The 18712-nt window shown below is 69.0% G+C and carries 14 protein-coding genes; 12 read left to right on the top strand and 2 right to left on the bottom strand.

Annotation, left to right across the window (positions count from 1 at the left end; translation table 11 throughout):
* The first annotated feature begins 5 nt into the window (after positions 1-5).
* The 9 genes from ACZ56U_RS15230 (at position 6) to ACZ56U_RS15190 (ending at position 11997) form a co-directional block, all read left to right on the top strand.
* Positions 6-1166 carry an acyl-CoA dehydrogenase family protein gene (locus ACZ56U_RS15230; protein WP_469084474.1) on the top strand — a complete coding sequence of 387 codons (1161 nt, stop codon included), beginning with the start codon at positions 6-8 and terminating at the stop codon, positions 1164-1166.
* A 136-nt stretch (positions 1167-1302) separates the two neighbouring features.
* Positions 1303-1890 (top strand): Uma2 family endonuclease, encoded by a 588-nt coding sequence (locus ACZ56U_RS15225; protein WP_469084473.1) that lies wholly within the window; start codon positions 1303-1305, stop codon positions 1888-1890.
* Between the two features lie 573 nt (positions 1891-2463).
* Positions 2464-4461: a glycosyltransferase family 2 protein gene (locus ACZ56U_RS15220; protein WP_469084472.1), complete on the top strand. Its 1998-nt coding sequence runs from the start codon at positions 2464-2466 to the stop codon at positions 4459-4461.
* A 244-nt stretch (positions 4462-4705) separates the two neighbouring features.
* Complete coding sequence (locus tag ACZ56U_RS15215; protein WP_469084471.1) at positions 4706-5752, top strand: ABC transporter substrate-binding protein; 1047 nt, start codon at positions 4706-4708, stop codon at positions 5750-5752.
* Between the two features lie 107 nt (positions 5753-5859).
* Positions 5860-6741 carry a siderophore-interacting protein gene (locus tag ACZ56U_RS15210; protein WP_469084470.1) on the top strand — a complete coding sequence of 294 codons (882 nt, stop codon included), beginning with the start codon at positions 5860-5862 and terminating at the stop codon, positions 6739-6741.
* 232 nt (positions 6742-6973) lie between these two features.
* On the top strand, positions 6974-8416 hold the full coding sequence (desA, locus tag ACZ56U_RS15205) for a lysine decarboxylase DesA (RefSeq protein WP_469084469.1): 1443 nt from the start codon (positions 6974-6976) through the stop codon (positions 8414-8416).
* Positions 8400-9677 carry a lysine N(6)-hydroxylase/L-ornithine N(5)-oxygenase family protein gene (locus ACZ56U_RS15200; RefSeq protein WP_469084468.1) on the top strand — a complete coding sequence of 426 codons (1278 nt, stop codon included), beginning with the start codon at positions 8400-8402 and terminating at the stop codon, positions 9675-9677. Before desA ends, ACZ56U_RS15200 begins: the two co-directional genes overlap by 17 nt.
* Positions 9674-10228 (top strand): GNAT family N-acetyltransferase, encoded by a 555-nt coding sequence (locus ACZ56U_RS15195; protein ID WP_469084467.1) that lies wholly within the window; start codon positions 9674-9676, stop codon positions 10226-10228. The genes ACZ56U_RS15200 and ACZ56U_RS15195 overlap by 4 nt, the downstream gene beginning before the upstream one ends.
* Positions 10225-11997: an IucA/IucC family protein gene (locus ACZ56U_RS15190; RefSeq protein WP_469084466.1), complete on the top strand. Its 1773-nt coding sequence runs from the start codon at positions 10225-10227 to the stop codon at positions 11995-11997. Before ACZ56U_RS15195 ends, ACZ56U_RS15190 begins: the two co-directional genes overlap by 4 nt.
* Before the next feature lie 62 nt (positions 11998-12059).
* Here ACZ56U_RS15190 and ACZ56U_RS15185 read toward each other — a convergent pair whose 3' ends face one another.
* A complete protein-coding gene (locus ACZ56U_RS15185; RefSeq protein WP_469084465.1) occupies positions 12060-13631 on the bottom strand; it encodes a beta-N-acetylhexosaminidase in 1572 nt (523 codons plus the stop codon).
* A gap of 157 nt (positions 13632-13788) precedes the next feature.
* On the opposite strand from ACZ56U_RS15185, the gene ACZ56U_RS15180 reads away from it, so the two are divergent.
* Positions 13789-14682 (top strand): DUF4429 domain-containing protein, encoded by an 894-nt coding sequence (locus ACZ56U_RS15180; RefSeq protein WP_469084464.1) that lies wholly within the window; start codon positions 13789-13791, stop codon positions 14680-14682.
* 17 nt (positions 14683-14699) lie between these two features.
* Here ACZ56U_RS15180 and ACZ56U_RS15175 read toward each other — a convergent pair whose 3' ends face one another.
* Complete coding sequence (locus ACZ56U_RS15175; RefSeq protein WP_469084671.1) at positions 14700-16256, bottom strand: purple acid phosphatase family protein; 1557 nt, start codon at positions 16254-16256, stop codon at positions 14700-14702.
* A 186-nt stretch (positions 16257-16442) separates the two neighbouring features.
* Between ACZ56U_RS15175 and ACZ56U_RS15170 the strand changes: the two genes are divergently transcribed.
* Together ACZ56U_RS15170 and glmS are read left to right on the top strand one after the other, a co-directional pair.
* Positions 16443-16700 carry a hypothetical protein gene (locus ACZ56U_RS15170; protein ID WP_469084463.1) on the top strand — a complete coding sequence of 86 codons (258 nt, stop codon included), beginning with the start codon at positions 16443-16445 and terminating at the stop codon, positions 16698-16700.
* Between the two features lie 33 nt (positions 16701-16733).
* A complete protein-coding gene (glmS, locus tag ACZ56U_RS15165) occupies positions 16734-18551 on the top strand; it encodes a glutamine--fructose-6-phosphate transaminase (isomerizing) (RefSeq protein WP_469084462.1) in 1818 nt (605 codons plus the stop codon).
* The last annotated feature ends 161 nt before the right edge of the window (positions 18552-18712 follow it).

Raw genomic sequence — 18712 nt, 5'->3', positions numbered from 1 at the left:
CCGCCATGGACCATCGTCTCTCCCCCGAACTCGACGAACTCCGCCGTACGGTCGAGGAGTTCGCGCACGACGTCGTGGCGCCGAAGATCGGTGAGTACTACGAGCACCACGAGTTCCCCTACGAGATCGTCCGGGAGATGGGCCGCATGGGCCTGTTCGGCCTGCCCTTCCCGGAGGAGTACGGCGGCATGGGCGGCGACTACCTGGCGCTGGGCGTGGCCCTGGAGGAACTGGCGCGGGTGGACTCCTCGGTGGCCATCACCCTGGAGGCGGGGGTGTCGCTGGGCGCGATGCCGTTCCACCTGTACGGCACGGAGGCGCAGAAGCGGGAGTGGCTCCCCCGGCTCTGCTCGGGCGAGATCCTTGGCGCGTTCGGTCTGACGGAGCCGGACGGCGGCAGCGACGCGGGCGCGACCCGCACCACGGCCCGCCTGGACGAGTCGACGAACGAGTGGGTGATCAACGGCACCAAGTGCTTCATCACCAACTCGGGCACGGACATCACGGGCCTGGTGACGGTCACGGCGGTCACCGGCCGCAAGCCGGACGGCAAGCCGCTGATCTCCTCGATCATCGTCCCTTCCGGCACCCCGGGCTTCTCGGTCGCGGCCCCGTACTCCAAGGTCGGCTGGAACGCCTCCGACACCCGGGAGTTGTCCTTCACCGACGTCCGGGTCCCGGCGGAGAACCTGCTGGGCACCGAGGGCCGCGGCTACGCCCAGTTCCTGCGCATCCTCGACGAGGGCCGCATCGCGATCGCGGCGCTGGCGACGGGGCTGGCCCAGGGCTGTGTGGACGAGTCGGTGAAGTACGCCAAGGAACGCCACGCCTTCGGCCGGCCGATCGGCTCCAACCAGGCCATCCAGTTCAAGATCGCCGACATGGAGATGAAGGCCCACACGGCGAGGTTGGCCTGGCGCGACGCCGCTTCCCGCCTGGTCTCGGGCGAGCCCTTCAAGAAGGAGGCGGCCCTCGCCAAGCTCTACTCGTCGACGGTCGCGGTGGACAACGCCCGCGACGCCACCCAGGTCCACGGCGGCTACGGCTTCATGAACGAGTACCCGGTGGCCCGCATGTGGCGTGACTCCAAGATCCTGGAGATCGGGGAGGGCACGAGCGAGGTGCAGCGGATGCTGATCGCGCGGGAACTGGGCCTGACGAGCTGAGGGATGACGTCGGCCCGACTCCGAGGGACTCGGGCCGACGTCCTGCGGGTGCCACCGGCCCCGGTCCGTTCACGACCTCCGCATACTCCGGTCGGAACGGATGACCACTCTGCGCAACCCTCGTTACGTTTCGGGTATGGACTACGCCAAGATGCGCGCGATCGCCGCGGACCTCGGAGCCCACGCTGAGCGCCTTGAGGGCTCCTGGACCGTCGAGATCGGTCCGTCGGGCCCGGTACTGGCCATGAGGCGCCCGTCGAAGCGCCACGAGGGCACCGTACGCCGCATCTGCAAGCAACTGGACGAGCAACTGCTCACCACCCACCCCGGCTACATCTGCGCGAACGGCCCCGAGATCGAACATCCGTCGATCGGCCGCATGCGCCGCCCTGACGCGGTCGTCATCCCGGAGCGCGTACTCGACGAAGAAGGTCTCGCCGTCGACGCCACAGAAGCCCTGGCCGTCGTCGAGATCGTCTCCCCGTCCAACCCGAACAACGACTACGGCGACAAACTCACCGAGTATCCGGCCATGGGCATCGCCCACTACCTGATCGTCGACCCCCGGACCGGGACGATCGAGGTGCACTCCGAGCCGTGCAAGGGCCGGTACAGCAGCAAGGAGCCGTACATCTTCGGGGACTCGGTGCCGTTCGGTCCGTGGACGGTGGAGACGGCGTCCTTCCGGCGTTACGGCAAGACGGAGAACGGCGGTGCCCGATGACCCCACCAGCGGCGTCCTCGCCTCCGTGGCATCGCCGTCCCTGAAGCCGTGCGAAGGCGGCACGCGTGGGCAAGCAAGCTGGTACGCGCGGAACCCCCGGCCGACGACGCCCCAGACGACCCGCCCACCACAGCAGCTGTCCGCTGACGTTTGCCGTCAGAGCTGCCGTCACATCGCCCTGATGCCCCCACCGGAATTATCTGGCGGGGCCATCAGATTTGCCCAAGGTGAATCAACTTCATTTCATGCGAAACAGCTTCCGCATCGCCGCTGGCTGGTCTTCTAGCGTTCCGACCTCGGAACAGTCTGCTGGAGCGAAGATATCCACGAGGTCGTCATCAGAGAGCGCTTTTCCGGTCGAGACACACCCAAATCAACCATCCGGCCATACGGCGTGGACCTGGCGCGACCAGGCACTGCTGCAGAAGTCACCTGGCGATCGCGGGCACCTCATGATATCTTCACAACCCTTGCGGCACCTTTCCCTCACAAATGGCGCCCCGCGGTCACGTCGGTACCGGAAAATGAGCCATCCAAAAAGGGGCGTGCCCCCACCTTTTGGAGATCATCAGGATGGCCGATCCAACCGTTTCGATCATTATTCCCGCGTACAACGCGATGCCCTACTTGACTCGATGCATTTCCTCCGTTGCGGAGCAAAGTATCGGCCAGGAGGCGCTGGAGGTCATCGTCGTCGACGACGGCTCGACCGACGGGACGGCGGAGGAGCTGGTCCGACTGTCGGGCATGTACCCCGGGTTGATGCAGGTGGTCCACCAGGAGAACTCCGGCGGTCCCGCAGCGCCAAGGAACACCGGACTCGACCTCGCCCAGGGGCGCTTCGTGTTCTTCCTGGACGCCGACGACCATCTGGGGCCCGAGACCCTGGAACGCATGGTCTCGATGGCCGAGAAGAACGGCACTGACATCGTCCTCGGCAAAATGGTGGGCGTTGGTGGGCGCAACCTCCCCATGACCATGTTCAAGCGCAACCAGCCGAAGACGGACGTCTTCAACTCCCGTGTGTACTGGGCCCTCAACCCACTCAAGCTGTTCCGTCGTGACCTGCTGGAACGGCACGCGCTGCGCTTCCCGACCGGCCTGCCCATCGGCGAGGACCAGCCATTCGTGGCCCTTGCGTACCTGCGGGCGTCAGGCATCTCCGTGATTGCGGACTATGACTGCATGTACTGCACCCTGCGGGAGGACGGAGGCAACACCACCGTCCTCAACCGGGGTTCGGAGCCCCGGCTGCGGTTCCTGCCGCACATGGTCGATCTGCTCCTCGAGCACGTACCCTCCGGCCCCGGACGCGACCACCTCGCACATCGTCACCTGACCGTGGAGGTACAGGAGATCCTGCGAGACCACCTGGTTCACGAACCCCGCGAGACGCAGCAGAAGATGCTGCGTCAGCTCGCCGGGATCATCGAGCCGCTGTGGCACCACGGGATGAACGACCACCTCTCGGCCATGGCCCGCCTCAGGGTGCACTTGGTGCGCCATCACATGCTCGACGAGCTCCTGGAACTGATCGCCTTCGAGAGGCAGATCAAGGAGAGCAAGGCGGCCACTCCCGTCATCGTCGAGGACGGGCGCGCCCTCGCCCGATACCCGTTCCTCCGTGACACCGACCGGAGCATCCCCGACATCTGCTACGACGTCACTGCTCAGCTGGCTACACGCCACCACGTCACCCGGGCCGAGATCAACGGCACCACACTGCATGCGGCCGGCCACGCCTACATCCACCGAATAGAAACCCGCGACGTCACCACCGAGTTGGTCCTACGCGAGCGCGACACGTCAGTGGAGTACCGACTGCCGGTCACGCACACCGCGACCCCTGGTCTGGGCGCCGACGATGACGAAGGCCGGTTCGCGTACGAACAGGCCGGCTTCGAAGCCGCCGTCGACCTCGCCACGGCCGCCGACGGCAGCCCTCTCAGCGACGGGCTGTGGGACATCTCCCTCGCGATCGGCGCCCAGGGTCTGTCACGAGAGGTCCGCATCGGTACCAAGCGGGCCTCCGACGTCTCGGGCACGGCCTCTACGCGCGTCATTGATCTCGCGGGGGACATGCGCGCCGTCACCCTCTATGCCACCAGGCCGCACGGCAACTTCACCCTCGACATCGGCGAGCAGAAGCACGACGTACTGCCGCACCTGAGCATCGACACCGTCCGCTGGGCCTCCGACGCACCCACCGAGCTGGAGTTCACCGGCCGCTGCACGCTCGCTGACTACCCGGAGGCCGCTCTCACCGTGACGCTGACCGACGAGCAGGGGCACCTCGTCACCTTCTCCGCCCGCCGCTCTACCGAGAGCGCCGAGTTCGCCGTACGAGTACCGGTCAGCGAGCTTCCGAGTGGCGTCTGGCGCGGTGAAGTCCGGCTCGGAAGGTGGTCACTACCTCTCCCTGAGCTCCCCCAGGACCTTGCACCCGCCAAGTGGCGCCGTCGCGGCCTGCCCTGGTACGCGAAGCCCGCGCCGGGCAACGACAAGAGGTTTGCCCTGCAAGTGACCAGGACCGATCTGGTGAGAGCCATGACCAGACGCGTCAAGGGCTGAGTGGAGGGTTGTCACACTCACCGCGTGATCGGCCCGCCATCCACCCTTACCTGAAAATGCAAGCAGCCCAACGGGCGTGACTTGCAGGGAAGTTGGGTCCTGAAAGCCTTGACCGCCCACCCCACAGGGGTCGCACAGCTTCCGATCAAAGGGGTCCCGCCCCTGGACAAGTGATGAGGTTAGGCTAACCTTCATTCGAACTTGTCCGGCGGGCGATCCGCCCCGTTCGAAAGCAGCCACACACATGTCCAACGCCAGAGCCACCCACCTCACCCGCCGTGGCATCCTCGCCGCGGGCGGCGCCCTCGGTCTCGGTGCCGTGCTCGCAGCCTGCGGTGACGACGACGCGAAAAGCGGTGGTTCTGACAAGGGGACGACCGCCGCGAAGTCCGGCCCCTGGACGTTCAAGGACGACCGCGGCAAGACCGTCTCGCTCGACAAGGTCCCCGCGAACATCGTCGCGTTCACCGGTGTCGCCGCCGCGCTGTACGACTACGGCATCTCCGTGAAGGGCGTCTTCGGCCCCACCAAGACCACCGACGGCAAAGCCGACGTGCAGGCCGGCGACATGGACATCTCCAAGGTCGAGATCCTCGGCAACGTCTGGGACCAGTTCAACGTCGAGAAGTACGCCGCGCTCGCCCCGGACGTCCTCATCACCACGATGTTCGACGACGCCGGCACCCTCTGGTACGTCCCCGCGGCCTCCGCCGACAAGATCGCCAAGCTCGCCCCGAGCGTCGGCATCTCCGTCTACGACCGTCAGATCACCGCGCCGCTCCAGCGCATGTGGGAGCTTGCCGAGTCCCTGGGCGCCGACATGACGGCCGCGAAGGTGACCGAGGCCAAGAAGAAGTTCGAGGCCGCCGCGACCCGGCTGCGCGCCGCCGCCAAGGCGAAGCCCGACATCAAGGTGCTGGCCGGTTCCGCGAGCCAGGACCTCTTCTACGTCTCCGGCACCAACCTCTCCATCGACCTGGAGTACTTCAAGGCCCTCGGCGTGAACTTCGTCGAGCCCTCGGAGAAGTCCAAGGCGAAGGGCGGCGGCTGGTACGAGTCGCTGAGCTGGGAGAACGTCGACAAGTACCAGGCCGACATCATCATGATGGACGACCGCTCCTCGACGATCCAGCCGGCCGACATCACCGAGGCCACCTGGAAGAAGCTGCCCGCGGTCAAGGCCGGGCAGGTCATCTCCCGTTCGCCCGAGCCGATCCTGTCCTACGACAAGTGCACACCGCTGCTCGAGACGCTCGCCGAGGCTCTCGAGAACGCGAAGAAGGTCAGCTGAGGAACGGGCTCGATGCAGCGGGTGAACTGCGGGCCCGTCGTGGCTGGTCGCGCAGTTCCCCGCGCCCCTGAAAACGTCACTTCGCCCCCTGATCAGGAGCGCACCCCATGACCACCGCCGTCGCCGCCCCGTTCCGCTTCTTCTCCCTGACGGTCGTACGGACGCTGCGGCTCGGGCCGTCGCTGGTCCGGATCACCTTCGCCGGGGACGAGTTGCGGGAGTTCTGCTCCCACGGGCGCGACCAGTCGCTGTCGTTGTTCCTGCCCCACCCGGGGCAGACCGAGCCCGCGGTCCCGATCGAGCTCGGTGACGGCTGGTGGCAGGCGTGGCGTGAACTCCCCGACGACGTACGGGCCGTGATGCGCTCGTACACGCTCCGCGGCCTGCGCCGCGACCCGCTGGGGAACACCACCGAGATCGACATCGACTTCGTCCTGCACGGCGTCGAGCCCGGCGCAGCCACCCCGGCGGGCCCCGCCTCCCGCTGGGCCTCCCGCGCCGCCGCCGGTGACCGCGTCCTGCTGCTGGGCCCGGCGATCGCCGACAACCGGGCCATCCGGTTCCGGCCCGCCGAGGGCACCGACCTCGTGCTGATCTGGGGTGACGAGACCGCCCTTCCGGCCGCCTCCGCGATCGTCGAGTCGCTGCCGGCCGGCACCCGGGCCCGGGTCTGGCTGGAGGTGCAGCACGCCGCGGACATCCAGGACCTGGTGACCGAGGCGGACGCCGAGATCACCTGGTTCGTGCGCGACCGGTTCGCGGCGGACCAGGAGGGCGCCGAGGGGTCCCCCATGGCCCTCGGCGCCCTCCGTGCCGCCCACCTCCCGCCCGCCGAGCGCCCGTACGTCTGGATCGCGGGCGAGTCGAGCCGCGTGAAGCAGCTGCGCCGGCACTTCGTCGGTGAGCGCGGGGTGGACCGCCGCAGCGTCACCTTCGTCGGCTACTGGCGACAGGGCCTGACCGAGGAGCAGCTCCGCGCCGCGGAGTGACCCACGGAAAGCGACACCCACCGCCGCACGCCCCCGGCTCCCCGGCGCGCGGCGGTGACTGCTGCCCAGGCGGTGCCGACCGCAGCGGACGTGATCGTCGTCACGGATGACGCCACACTTGACCCACCTTACTTAGGTTAGGCTAACCTAAGTAAGGTCAAGCGAGATCGAAGATCGCGTCCCCACCCCCGTCCGCCCCGCACGGACTGCTCCCCACCGGAGGACCCCCAGCATGCGCTCGCACCTGCTCAATGACACGACCGCGGAGCAGTACCGCCGCTCCGTGACCGAAGGTATCGAGCGGGTGGCAGCCAAACTCGCCGCCACCGACCGTCCGTTCACCGGTGTCACCGTCGACGCCCTCGCCCCCACCATCGACGCGATCGACCTCGACAAGCCGCTGCTCGACACCGCGGCGGTCCTCGACGAGCTGGAGGACGTCTACCTCCGCGACGCGGTCTACTTCCACCACCCGCGCTACCTCGCCCACCTCAACTGCCCGGTCGTCATCCCGGCCGTGCTCGGCGAGGCGATCCTCTCCGCGGTCAACTCCTCCCTGGACACCTGGGACCAGTCGGCCGGCGGCACCCTCATCGAGCGCAAGCTCATCGACTGGACGAACGCGCGGATCGGGCTCGGCCCGAACGCCGACGGCGTCTTCACCTCCGGCGGCAGTCAGTCCAACCTCCAGGCCCTGCTGCTCGCCCGGGAGGAGGCCAAGACCGACTCCCTCGGCAAACTGCGCATCTTCGCCTCCGAGGTCAGCCACTTCAGCGTGAAGAAGTCCGCGAAGCTGCTGGGCCTCGGCCAGGACGCCGTGGTCACCCTCCCGGTCGACCAGAACAAGCGCCTGCAGACCGTCGCGCTCGCCCACGAGCTGGAGCGCTGCAAGGCCGACGGTCTCGTCCCCATGGCGGTCGTCGCCACCGCCGGCACCACCGACTTCGGCTCCATCGACCCGCTGCCCGAGATCGCCGAGCTGTGCGAGCAGTACGGCGCCTGGATGCACGTCGACGCCGCCTACGGCTGCGGACTGCTCGCCTCGGTGAAGTACCGCGGCCGGATCGACGGCATCGAGCGCGCCGACTCGGTCACCGTCGACTACCACAAGTCCTTCTTCCAGCCGGTGAGTTCCTCCGCCGTGCTGGTCCGGGACGCGGCCACCCTGCGGCACGCCACCTACCACGCGGAGTACCTCAACCCGCGCCGCATGGTGCAGGAACGCATCCCCAACCAGGTGGACAAGTCCCTCCAGACCACCCGCCGCTTCGACGCCCTCAAGCTGTGGATGACCCTGCGCGTGATGGGCGCCGACGGCATCGGGCAGCTCTTCGACGAGGTGTGCGACCTCGCGGTGGAGGGCTGGCGGATCCTCGCCGCCGACCCGCGCTACGACGTGGTCGTCGAGCCCACGCTGTCCACCCTGGTCTTCCGCTACATCCCCGCCGCCGTGACCGACCCGGCCGAGATCGACCGCGCCAACCTGTACGCCCGCAAGGCCCTGTTCGCCTCCGGCGACGCGGTGGTCGCGGGCACCAAGGTCGCCGGTCGCCACTATCTGAAGTTCACCCTGCTCAACCCCGAGACGACGACCGACGACATCGCGGCCGTCCTCGACCTGATCGCCGGCCACGCCGAGCAGTACCTGGGAGAGTCCCTTGACCGCGCGTCCTGAAAACCCGACCACGACCCTCGACTTCGTGGGGATCGGGCTCGGCCCCTTCAACCTCGGCCTGGCCTGTCTCACCGAGCCCATCGACGAACTCAACGGTGTCTTCCTGGAGTCGAAGCCCGGCTTCGAGTGGCACGCGGGCATGTTCCTCGAAGGGGCCCACCTCCAGACGCCGTTCATGTCGGACCTGGTCACCCTGGCCGACCCGACCTCGCCGTACTCCTTCCTGAACTACCTGAAGGAGAAGGGCCGGCTGTACTCGTTCTACATCCGCGAGAACTTCTATCCGCTGCGGGTGGAGTACGACGACTACTGCCGCTGGGCCGCGAACAAGCTGAGCAGCGTGCGCTTCTCCACGACCGTCGCGGAGGTCACCCACGAGGACGAGCTGTACGTGGTGAGGACCGAGGCCGGTGAGGTCTTCCGCGCCCGCCACCTCGTCCTCGGCACCGGCACCTCCCCGCACTACCCGGCGGCCGTGCGGGGCCTCGGCGGCGACTTCTTCCACAACTCCCGCTACCTGCAGCACAAGGCGGAGCTCCAGAAGAAGGACTCGATCACGATCGTCGGCTCCGGCCAGTCCGCCGCCGAGATCTACCACGACCTGCTCGGCGAGATCGACGTCCACGGCTACCGGCTGAACTGGGTGACGCGCTCCCCGCGCTTCTTCCCCCTCGAATACACCAAGCTCACGCTGGAGATGACCTCCCCGGAGTACATCGACTACTACCGCGAGCTGCCGGAGAGCACCCGCTACCGGCTCACCGCCGAGCAGAAGGGCCTGTTCAAGGGCATCGACGGCGACCTCATCAACGAGATCTTCGACCTGCTCTACCAGAAGAACCTCGGCGGCCCCGTCCCCACCCGGCTGCTCACCAACTCCTCCCTGAACGCCGCCCGGTACGAGAACGGCACGTACACCCTCTCCTTCCGCCAGGAGGAGCAGGAGAAGGACTACGACCTCCAGACCCAGGGCCTGGTCCTCGCCACCGGCTACCGGTACGCCGAGCCGGAGTTCCTCGCGCCGGTCCAGGACCGTCTGGTGCGGGACGCGCACGGCAACTTCGACGTCGCCCGCAACTACTCGATCGATGTCACCGGCCGCGGGGTCTTCCTTCAGAACGCCGGCGTGCACACCCACAGCATCACCTCGCCCGACCTGGGCATGGGCGCGTACCGCAACAGCTACATCATCCGCGAGCTGCTCGGCAGCGAGTACTACCCGGTCGAGAAGACCATCGCGTTCCAGGAGTTCTCCGTATGACCACCCCCCGCACCTTCACCTTCCGCCCGCTCGACCCGCTGAGGGACGCCGAGCTGCTGCACGGCTGGGTCACCCACCCCAAGGCCGCGTTCTGGATGATGCAGGACGCGAAACTTCAGGACGTCGAGCGCGCGTACATGGAGATCGCCGCCGACGAGCACCACCACGCGCTGCTGGGCCTCGACAGCCACGGCGTCCCCGCCTTCCTGATGGAGAGGTACGACCCCGCCCACCGCGAGCTGGTCGGCCTGTACGAGCCCCGGCCGGGCGATGTCGGCATGCACTTCCTCACGCCCGCGACCGACAGGCCGGTGCACGGCTTCACCCGGTCCGTCATCACCGCCGTCATGGCCCACCTCTTCGAGGACCCGGCCGTCGAGCGGGTCGTCGTCGAGCCGGACGTCTCCAACAAGGCCGTCCACGCCCTGAACGAGGCCGTCGGGTTCGTGCCCGAGCGGGAGATCCAGAAGCCGGAGAAGAAGGCGCTGCTCAGCTTCTGCACCCGCGAGCAGTTCCGCGCGGCGGCGAAGAGGGCGGAGGTCTCCGCATGAGCCTGACCGACTCCGTCGCCCACCTCTCCCCCGAACGCTGGGAGCAGGCCAACCGCCTCCTCCTGCGCAAGGCGCTCGCCGAGTTCGCCCACGAGCGGCTCATCACGCCCGAGGCCACCGCCGACGGCCGCTTCGAGGTCCGCAGCGACGACGGTCTGACCCGCTACGGGTTCACCGCCGTCCGCCGCGCCCTCGACCACTGGCAGGTCGACGCCGACTCGATCTCCCGTCGCCGGGACGGCGTCGACCTCCCCCTCGCCGCGCTGGACTTCTTCGTCGAGCTGAGGCAGGCGCTGGGCCTGAGCGAGGAGATCCTGCCGGTCTACCTGGAGGAGATCTCCTCCACCCTCTCCGGCACCTGCTACAAGCTCACCAAGCCCCAGGTCCCGGTGGCGGAGCTCGCCACCAGCGGCTTCCAGGCCATCGAGACCGGCATGACCGAGGGCCACCCCTGCTTCGTCGCCAACAACGGCCGGCTCGGCTTCGGCATCCACGAGTACCTGGCGTACGCCCCCGAGACCGCGAGCCCCGTCCGCCTGGTCTGGCTCGCCGCCCACCGCTCACGCGCCGCGTTCACGGCCGGTGTCGGGGTCGAGTACGAGACCTTCGTACGGCAGGAGTTGGGCGAGGGGACGGTCGAGCGCCTCCACGCCACGCTCACCGCCCAGGGCCTCGACCCGGCCGACTACCTCCTCATCCCCGTGCACCCCTGGCAGTGGTGGAACAAGCTGTCCGTCACCTTCGCCGCCGAGGTCGCCCGTCGGCACCTGGTCTGTCTGGGCGAGGGCGACGACGAGTACCTGGCCCAGCAGTCCATCCGGACCTTCTTCAACCGCTCCAGCCCCGAGAAGCACTACGTGAAGACGGCCCTGTCCGTCATCAACATGGGCTTCATGCGCGGCCTCTCGGCGGCGTACATGGAGGCCACCCCGGCGATCAACGACTGGCTGGCCCAGCTCATCGACAACGACCCCGTGCTGAAGTCGACGGGCCTGTCGATCATCCGCGAGCGCGCCGCCGTCGGCTACCGGCACCTGGAGTACGAGGCGGCGACCGACCGCTACTCGCCGTACCGCAAGATGCTGGCCGCGCTGTGGCGCGAGAGCCCGGTGAACCAGCTGCGGGACGGCGAGTCCCTGGCCACCATGGCCTCCCTGGTCCACGTCGACCACGAGGGCAGGTCCTTCGCGGGCGCGCTGATCGAGCGGTCGGGCCTGAAGCCGGCCGAATGGCTCCGCCGCTACCTGACGGCGTACTTCACCCCGCTGCTGCACAGCTTCTACGCCTACGACCTGGTCTACATGCCGCACGGCGAGAACGTGATCCTCGTGCTGAAGGACGGCGTCGTCGAGCGCGCGATCTACAAGGACATCGCCGAGGAGATCGCGGTCATGGACGTCGACGCGGTGCTGCCGCCCGCGGTCGAACGGCTGCGCGTGGACGTCCCGGAGGACACCAAGCTCCTGTCGATCTTCACGGACGTCTTCGACTGCTTCTTCCGCTTCCTCGCCGCGAACCTGGCCGCCGAGGGCGTCCTTCAGGAGGACGACTTCTGGCGGACGGTCGCGGAGGTCACCCGCGCGTACCAGGCGTCGGTGCCCGAACTCGCCGACAGGTTCCGGCAGTACGACATGTTCGCCCCGGAGTTCGCCCTGTCCTGCCTCAACCGCCTCCAACTGCGCGACAACCGGCAGATGGTGGACCTGTCGGACCCGGCGGGCGCGTTGCAGCTGGTGGGCACCCTGAAGAACCCGATCGCGGGGTTCTGAGCCGGAGACAGACGGGCGCCCCGGGGTACGGTCCCCCGGGGCGCCCGTCCATGTACGGTCAGCTAGCCCGCGGGCCAGGGCACTTGCGGCGACCGGTAGTAGGTGATCCCCAGCGCCTCCCACCGCGCCCCCTGCGCGGCGAGCCGCACCTTGTACCGCTCCCAGTCATGCGTGGCGGCCGGCGACCAGCCGAGCTCCGCCGCCCCCGCCAGCCTCGGGAACGCCATGTACTCGATGTCGTCGGACGTGGTGAGCGTCTCGGTCCACATCGGCGCCTCGACACCGCGGATCGCCTCGTCCGGCACACCCGGCAGGTAGTCGCCGGGATCCCAGTCGTACGCCCGCCTCACCTCGACCAACCCCGCCCAGTCCAGCCCCAGCGGGGTGTCCGCGGTGTACTTCATGTCGAGGTAGACCCGGTCCGCCGGGGACAGCACGATCCCGGTCCCGGCGCGCGCGGCCGCCGCGACCCGCTCCTTCTCCTGCGCGCTCGTCCCGTCCAGCCCCCAGTACTGGGCCACCGCGCCCCTCGCCGGGGTCGCCCCGGTCAGCTGGTGCCAACCGACCACGGTCTTGCCGTACTTCGCGACGACGGGCTGCACCCGGTCCATGAACTTCACGTAGTCCTCATGGCTCGTGGAGTGCGCCTCGTCCCCGCCGATGTGCAGATACCGGCCCGGTGTGAGCGCGGCCAGCTCCCGGATCACGTCGTCCACGAAGTCGTACGTGACGTCCTTGCCGACGCACAGCGAGCTGAAGCCGACCTCGGTGCCGGTGTACAGCGGGGGTGCCACGCCGTCGCAGTTGAGCTCGGCGTAGGAGGCGAGGGCCGCGTTGGTGTGGCCCGGCATGTCGATCTCGGGCACGACCTCCAGATAGCGGGAGGCGGCGTAGCGCACGATCTCCTGGTAGTCGGCCTTGCTGTAGTGGCCGCCGGGCCCGCCGCCGACCTGCGTGGAGCCGCCGTGGGTGGCCAGGCGCGGCCAGGAGTCGACGGCGATCCGCCAGCCCTGGTCGTCGCTCAGGTGCAGATGCAGCGTGTTGACCTTGTACAGGGCGAGTTGGTCGATGTACCGCTTGACCTGCTCGACGGTGAAGAAGTGCCGGGAGACGTCCAGCATCGCGCCGCGCCAGCCGTAGCGCGGGCTGTCCGAGATCGTGCCGCCCGCGACCAGCCAGGGCCCGGGCTGGACCGAGTCCTTCTCGACGGCGGCCGGGAGGAGCTGGCGCAGGGTCTGGACACCGTGGAAGAGGCCCGCGGGCCGGGCGGCGGTGATGGTGACGCCCCGGGCGCCGCTGTCGAGCCGGTAGCCCTCGGCGCCGAACGGGCCCTCGGCCAGCCGCAGCCGGATGCCCCCGCGGCCGCCGGAGGTGACCGGCAGCGGGTACCCGGTCGAGGGGCGCAGGACGTCCGCGACGTACTCCCCGACACGGCGCGCCTCCCGGCCGCCGTCGACACGGATGTGCGTGCCGCGGGTGATGCGGTACGGCGAACCGCCCGGCGCGACCGACGCGGGCGCCGGGACCACCTCGTCGAGGGGCCGCGCCCCGGCGCCGGACGCCGAGGGTGCCGCCCCGACGGTGAAGGAGCCCGCGGCCGCCATCAGCAGCAACGAGCCGAGCAGTCGGGTCATACGGGGAGTGGTGCGGTGGCGCGGTCTCACGGCTGGCCCCCTTCGGCCCTGAATTGGTAGAGACCAACTCTGCGACGGCCACCCCGTCGGCGTCCACCCCACTGCCATCAAGCCGACGGCCCCTGGGCAACCGGGCCTGGAATGCCAGACTTTGCCCATGGCGGAAATCATCCAGCGGGACGGCACCTGGGCCTTCGACGGCGACGCCCTGCGGCTGACCCCGGGACGCGACAAGAGCGTGAGCCTGTTCCGCCGGACCCTGGGTGAACTGGTCGTGCCGCTCGGCGCGTTGGCCGGTGTCTCCTTCGAGCAGGGGCGCCGGGCGGGACGGCTCAGGCTGCGGCTGCGCGACGGCTCCGACCCGCTGCTGCACGCCGTCGGCGGCCGGCTGACCGAACCCGACGACCCGTACCAGCTCATCGTCGAGGCCGACCGCTACGGCGTCGCCGAGTACGTCGTGGAGCAGGTGCGCGCCGCCCTGGCGCTGGACCGGGTGCCCGCCGTGCCGGTCGCCGAGTACCTGCTGCCGGGCCCGGCGGTGCCGCTGTCCTTCTCCGCCGGGGACGGCACCGCGAGCTTCGACGGGGAGCACGTCCGGCTGGAGTGGAACTGGTGGACGGAGGACACCAAGGCGGCCGCGGGCATCCGCACCCTCGCCCTCGCCGACCTGGCCGCCGTGGAGTGGCGTCCGGCGGTCGGCCTGGAGAACGGCTGCCTGCGCTTCCGGTTGCGCGACGCGCCCACCGAGGCGCCGGCGAAGTACGACCCCAACGCGGTGGAGCTGTGGGGCTTCAAGAAGGACGCGCTGCTGGCCCTGGTCGCGGCGGCCGTCCAGGCCAGGCTCCCTCACCCGGCCCGGGCGGCCGCCACGGACGTGACGAAGACCCCCGGGACCCGACCGGAGCCGCCCTCTGCCGCGGTCGCCGCCCCCGAGGACGGCCACGACGCCCTCCTGCGCCGGCTGCGCGAGCTCGGCGAGCTGCGCCGCACCGGGGTGCTGACGGAGGAGGAGTTCACCCTGGCCAAACAGGCGGTCCTCAAGCGGATGTGACCGCCCTCGGGGAAGGGCTACTTGGCCTTGCGGGCCACCGTGAAGTGGTCGATCCGCTCACCGGTCTCAGCGATGCCCGACACCTTCAGCCGGGCGTGGTGACCGCTCGGGGCGGGCTCCACGTCCACCCGCAGGAAGGAGTAGTCGAGGTAGCGCACCCGGGACCAGTCGACGGTCTCGTCGACCTTGCCGTCCTTGGTGTTGACGAAGGAGGCGACGGAGTCGACCTCGTTCTGGTGCCCCTCGTAGGAGTCCGGCGCGGAGAAGGCGTACAGGCTGCGCCCGGCCGCGCCCGCCGTCACGTACACCACGCCCTCGGTCTCGGGGTACGCCGTCTCGCCGATCGGGAGCTTCTTGGCGACCTTGTTCCCCTTGATGACGTCGGTGCGCTCGTACTGGTGGTTGTGGCCGTTGATGACCAGGTCCACCGTGTACTTCTCGAACAGCGGCACCCACTCCTGACGCACCCCGCCCTCCGAGGCGTGCGCGGTGGAGGTGCAGTAGGCGCAGTGGTGGAAGAACACGATGACGAAGTCGATGTCCTTCGCGGCCCGGTACTTCCTGAGCTGCCGCTCGAACCACGTGGTCTGGGTACCGCCGGAGAGGCCGAGGTTGGCGGGGATCTCGTACGAGATGTCGTTGGGGTCGAGCGAGATGATCGCGGTGTTGCCGTAGACGAAGGAGTAGACGCCCGGCAGGTTCTTGCGGTCCGGTCCGTTGTCGGGGAGCGTGAAGCGGGCCTCCTCGCCGCCGTAGCCGTTGGGCGAGTACCAGGCCTCCATGTCGTGGTTGCCGTAACTCACCATCCAGGGCACCGACTTGGCGACCGACTCGGTCTGGGCGAGGAACTGGTCCCACACCCGCGAGTCGAAACCGGTGTCGGCCGGCTTGCCCTGCCCGGCCGGGTCGGCGTACGCGATGTCGCCGGCGTGCAGGTGGAAGGCCGGGTTCTGGCCGAGGAGCAGGCTGTCGTTGGCCAGGCCGTGGTAGCTGACGCCCTGGTCGCCGAAGGCCGTGAAGGTGAACGGCGTTTTGTGCGCGGGGGCGGTGGTGAAGGTGCCCAGGGTGCCGGCGAGGTGCGGGGCGGCCGGGTCGAAGCCCTGGTGGCCGACGCCGTAGTAGTAGGTCCGGCCGGGCTTGAGGTGGGTCAGCTTGGCGTGCACGTAGTACTGCGTGTGGTCGGCGCTCACGCCGACGCCGGCGGGCGTGTGGAGGGTGCGCACCTCGGCCTCGATCTTGCGGGAGAGGTCCCAGGGGTGGGCGCCGACGCGGAGGAAGGGCCGCTTGACGGCGACGGGGACCTGCCAGGAGACGGTCATCTCGGTGCGCGGGTCGTTGCCGTAGGCGAGGTGGCGGCCGAACGGGGCGACGAGCGCGCCGTCGACGGTCTCGGTGCGCGGAGCGGCCATGGGGGTGGCCTGTGCGGTGGCGCCGGGTACGAACGCGCCACCGGTGACGGCGCCCAGGGTGACGGCACCGCCCCTGATCATCGTGCGCCGGGAGAATCTGGCGCGCAGGTACTCGTGCTGTTCGGCCATGCTCATGCGGTCGGCGAGCCGCTCGGGTACGCCCATGCGAGGGATGTCCATGGCGTCCGAAACTCGTCCCCTCAGGCAACGAAAGGCAGGACGGGGAGTGGCCGGTTCACGAACACGGCCTCATAAGAGATTCAATGGTGTTCCAAGAGTTCTCCCCAGACGCGTGCCCGAAATCGGGCAGGATTCTTGCGAAGCCATCGCCGATACCCCAGGATCTACCGAGTGCACGACGACCTTGTTGATCACCTGACGCGCTCCACGGCCCTGAACCGGGGCGAGGCGCTGCGGGTGGTCCAGGACGTGCTCGCCTACTTCGACGAGACGACCGAGGACTACGTCCGTCGCCGCCACCGCGAGCTCCAGGCCCAGGGCCTGGTGAACGCGGAGATCTTCGAACGGATCGAGGCGGACCTGAAATACCGGGCGGTCGCGCCGCCGGAGCTTACGCTCAGGCAGTTGCGCCGCATCGTCTACGGCTGAGTCGCCACGACCGGGGAACGGAAATACACATACATGTGCGGAATCGTCGGATACATCGGCAAGCGTGACGTCGCCCCCCTCCTCCTGGAGGGCCTCCAGCGTCTGGAGTACCGCGGCTACGACTCGGCGGGCATCGTCGTCACCTCGCCGAAGACGGCCGGGCTGAAGATGGTCAAGGCCAAGGGCCGGGTCCGTGACCTGGAGGCCAAGGTCCCGGCCCGCTTCAAGGGCACCACCGGCATCGCCCACACCCGCTGGGCCACCCACGGCGCCCCCTCCGACGTCAACGCCCACCCGCACATGTCGGCCGACCTCAAGGTCGCCGTCGTCCACAACGGCATCATCGACAACGCCTCCGACCTGCGCCGCAAGCTGGAGGCGGACGGCGTCGAGTTCCTCTCCGAGACCGACACCGAGGTCCTCGTCCACCTCATCGCCCGCTCCCAGGCGGAGAAGCTGGAGGACAAGGTCCGCGAGACGCTGCGCGTCATCGAGGGCACCTACGGCATCGCCGTGATGCACGCCGACTTCAACGACCGCATCGTCGTGGCCCGCAACGGCTCCCCGGTCGTCCTCGGCGTCGGCGAGAAGGAGATGTTCGTCGCCTCGGACATCGCCGCGCTGGTCGCCCACACGCGGCAGATAGTGACTCTCGACGACGGCGAGATGGCCACCCTCAAGGCCGACGACTTCCGCACGTACACCACCGAGGGCACCCGTACGACGTCCGAGCCCACCACCGTCGAGTGGGAGGCGGCCTCCTACGACATGGGCGGCCACGACACGTACATGCACAAGGAGATCCACGAGCAGGCCGACGCCGTGGACCGCGTCCTGCGCGGCCGCATCGACGACCGCTTCTCCACCGTGCACCTCGGCGGCCTCAACCTGGACGCCCGCGAGGCGCGCCAGATCCGCCGCGTGAAGATCCTCGGCTGCGGCACCTCGTACCACGCGGGCATGATCGGCGCCCAGATGATCGAGGAGCTCGCCCGCATCCCCGCCGACGCCGAGCCGGCCTCCGAGTTCCGCTACCGCAACGCGGTGGTCGACCCCGAGACCCTGTACGTCGCGGTCTCCCAGTCCGGCGAGACCTACGACGTCCTCGCCGCGGTCCAGGAGCTCAAGCGCAAGGGCGCCCGGGTCTTCGGCGTCGTGAACGTGGTCGGCTCGGCGATCGCCCGCGAGGCGGACGCCGGCATCTACGTCCACGCCGGTCCCGAGGTCTGCGTGGTCTCCACGAAGTGCTTCACCAACACCACGGTCGCCTTCGCGCTGCTCGCCCTGCACCTGGGCCGCACCCGCGACCTGTCGGTGCGTGACGGCAAGCGGATCATCGAGGGCCTGCGCAAGCTGCCCGCGCAGATCACCGAGATCCTCGAGGCGGAGGACGACATCAAGAAGCTGGCCGAGGCCTACGCCGACGCCCGCTCGATGCTCTTCATCGGCCGCGTCCGGGGCTACCCGGTGGCCCGTGAGGCCTCCCTGAAGCTCAAGGAGGTCTCCTACATCCACGCCGAGGCCTACCCCGCCTCCGAGCTCAAGCACGGCCCGCTGGCCCTGATCGAGCCCGCCCTGCCCACGGTCGCGATCGTCCCCGACGACGACCTGCTGGAGAAGAACCGCGCCGCCATGGAGGAGATCAAGGCCCGCAGCGGCAAGATCCTCGCCGTCGCCCACCAGCACCAGGAGAAGGCCGACCACACCATCGTCGTCCCGAAGAACGAGGACGAACTGGACCCGATCCTGATGGGCATCCCCCTCCAACTCCTCGCGTACCACACCGCCTTGGCGCTCGGCCGGGACATCGACAAGCCCCGGAACCTCGCCAAGTCCGTGACGGTGGAGTAGAAAAGCCCCGCGCCGGTTCAGGCGCACAGAGATGAACGGACCCCCACGTGTGCCACCCGCACGTGGGGGTCCGTTCTCCTCGCCGGGGCCGCCCAATACCCCGGCGTCGGCTGCCACTTGGCCGGTTGCCGTCACGCCCCGGCCCGCAGCCCGCCTCAAAG

This window comes from Streptomyces sp. NPDC034103 (assembly GCF_055575395.1).
The sequence above is the reverse complement of the archived record's forward strand: the minus strand, read 5'-3'. Positions and strand labels throughout refer to the sequence as shown.

Bases quoted from the DNA above. Each gene is read 5' to 3' on its own strand.
- ACZ56U_RS15225 (WP_469084473.1), top strand. From the start codon at position 1,303: ATGGACTACGCCAAGATGCGCGCGATCGCCGCGGACCTCGGAGCCCAC.
- ACZ56U_RS15215 (WP_469084471.1), top strand. From the start codon at position 4,706: ATGTCCAACGCCAGAGCCACCCACCTCACCCGCCGTGGCATCCTCGCC.
- ACZ56U_RS15210 (WP_469084470.1), top strand. From the start codon at position 5,860: ATGACCACCGCCGTCGCCGCCCCGTTCCGCTTCTTCTCCCTGACGGTC.
- ACZ56U_RS15180 (WP_469084464.1), top strand. From the start codon at position 13,789: ATGGCGGAAATCATCCAGCGGGACGGCACCTGGGCCTTCGACGGCGAC.
- desA (WP_469084469.1), top strand. From the start codon at position 6,974: ATGCGCTCGCACCTGCTCAATGACACGACCGCGGAGCAGTACCGCCGC.
- ACZ56U_RS15185 (WP_469084465.1), bottom strand. From the start codon at position 13,631: ATGACCCGACTGCTCGGCTCGTTGCTGCTGATGGCGGCCGCGGGCTCC.
- ACZ56U_RS15195 (WP_469084467.1), top strand. From the start codon at position 9,674: ATGACCACCCCCCGCACCTTCACCTTCCGCCCGCTCGACCCGCTGAGG.
- ACZ56U_RS15190 (WP_469084466.1), top strand. From the start codon at position 10,225: ATGAGCCTGACCGACTCCGTCGCCCACCTCTCCCCCGAACGCTGGGAG.
- ACZ56U_RS15220 (WP_469084472.1), top strand. From the start codon at position 2,464: ATGGCCGATCCAACCGTTTCGATCATTATTCCCGCGTACAACGCGATG.
- ACZ56U_RS15230 (WP_469084474.1), top strand. From the start codon at position 6: ATGGACCATCGTCTCTCCCCCGAACTCGACGAACTCCGCCGTACGGTC.
- glmS (WP_469084462.1), top strand. From the start codon at position 16,734: ATGTGCGGAATCGTCGGATACATCGGCAAGCGTGACGTCGCCCCCCTC.
- ACZ56U_RS15175 (WP_469084671.1), bottom strand. From the start codon at position 16,256: ATGGGCGTACCCGAGCGGCTCGCCGACCGCATGAGCATGGCCGAACAG.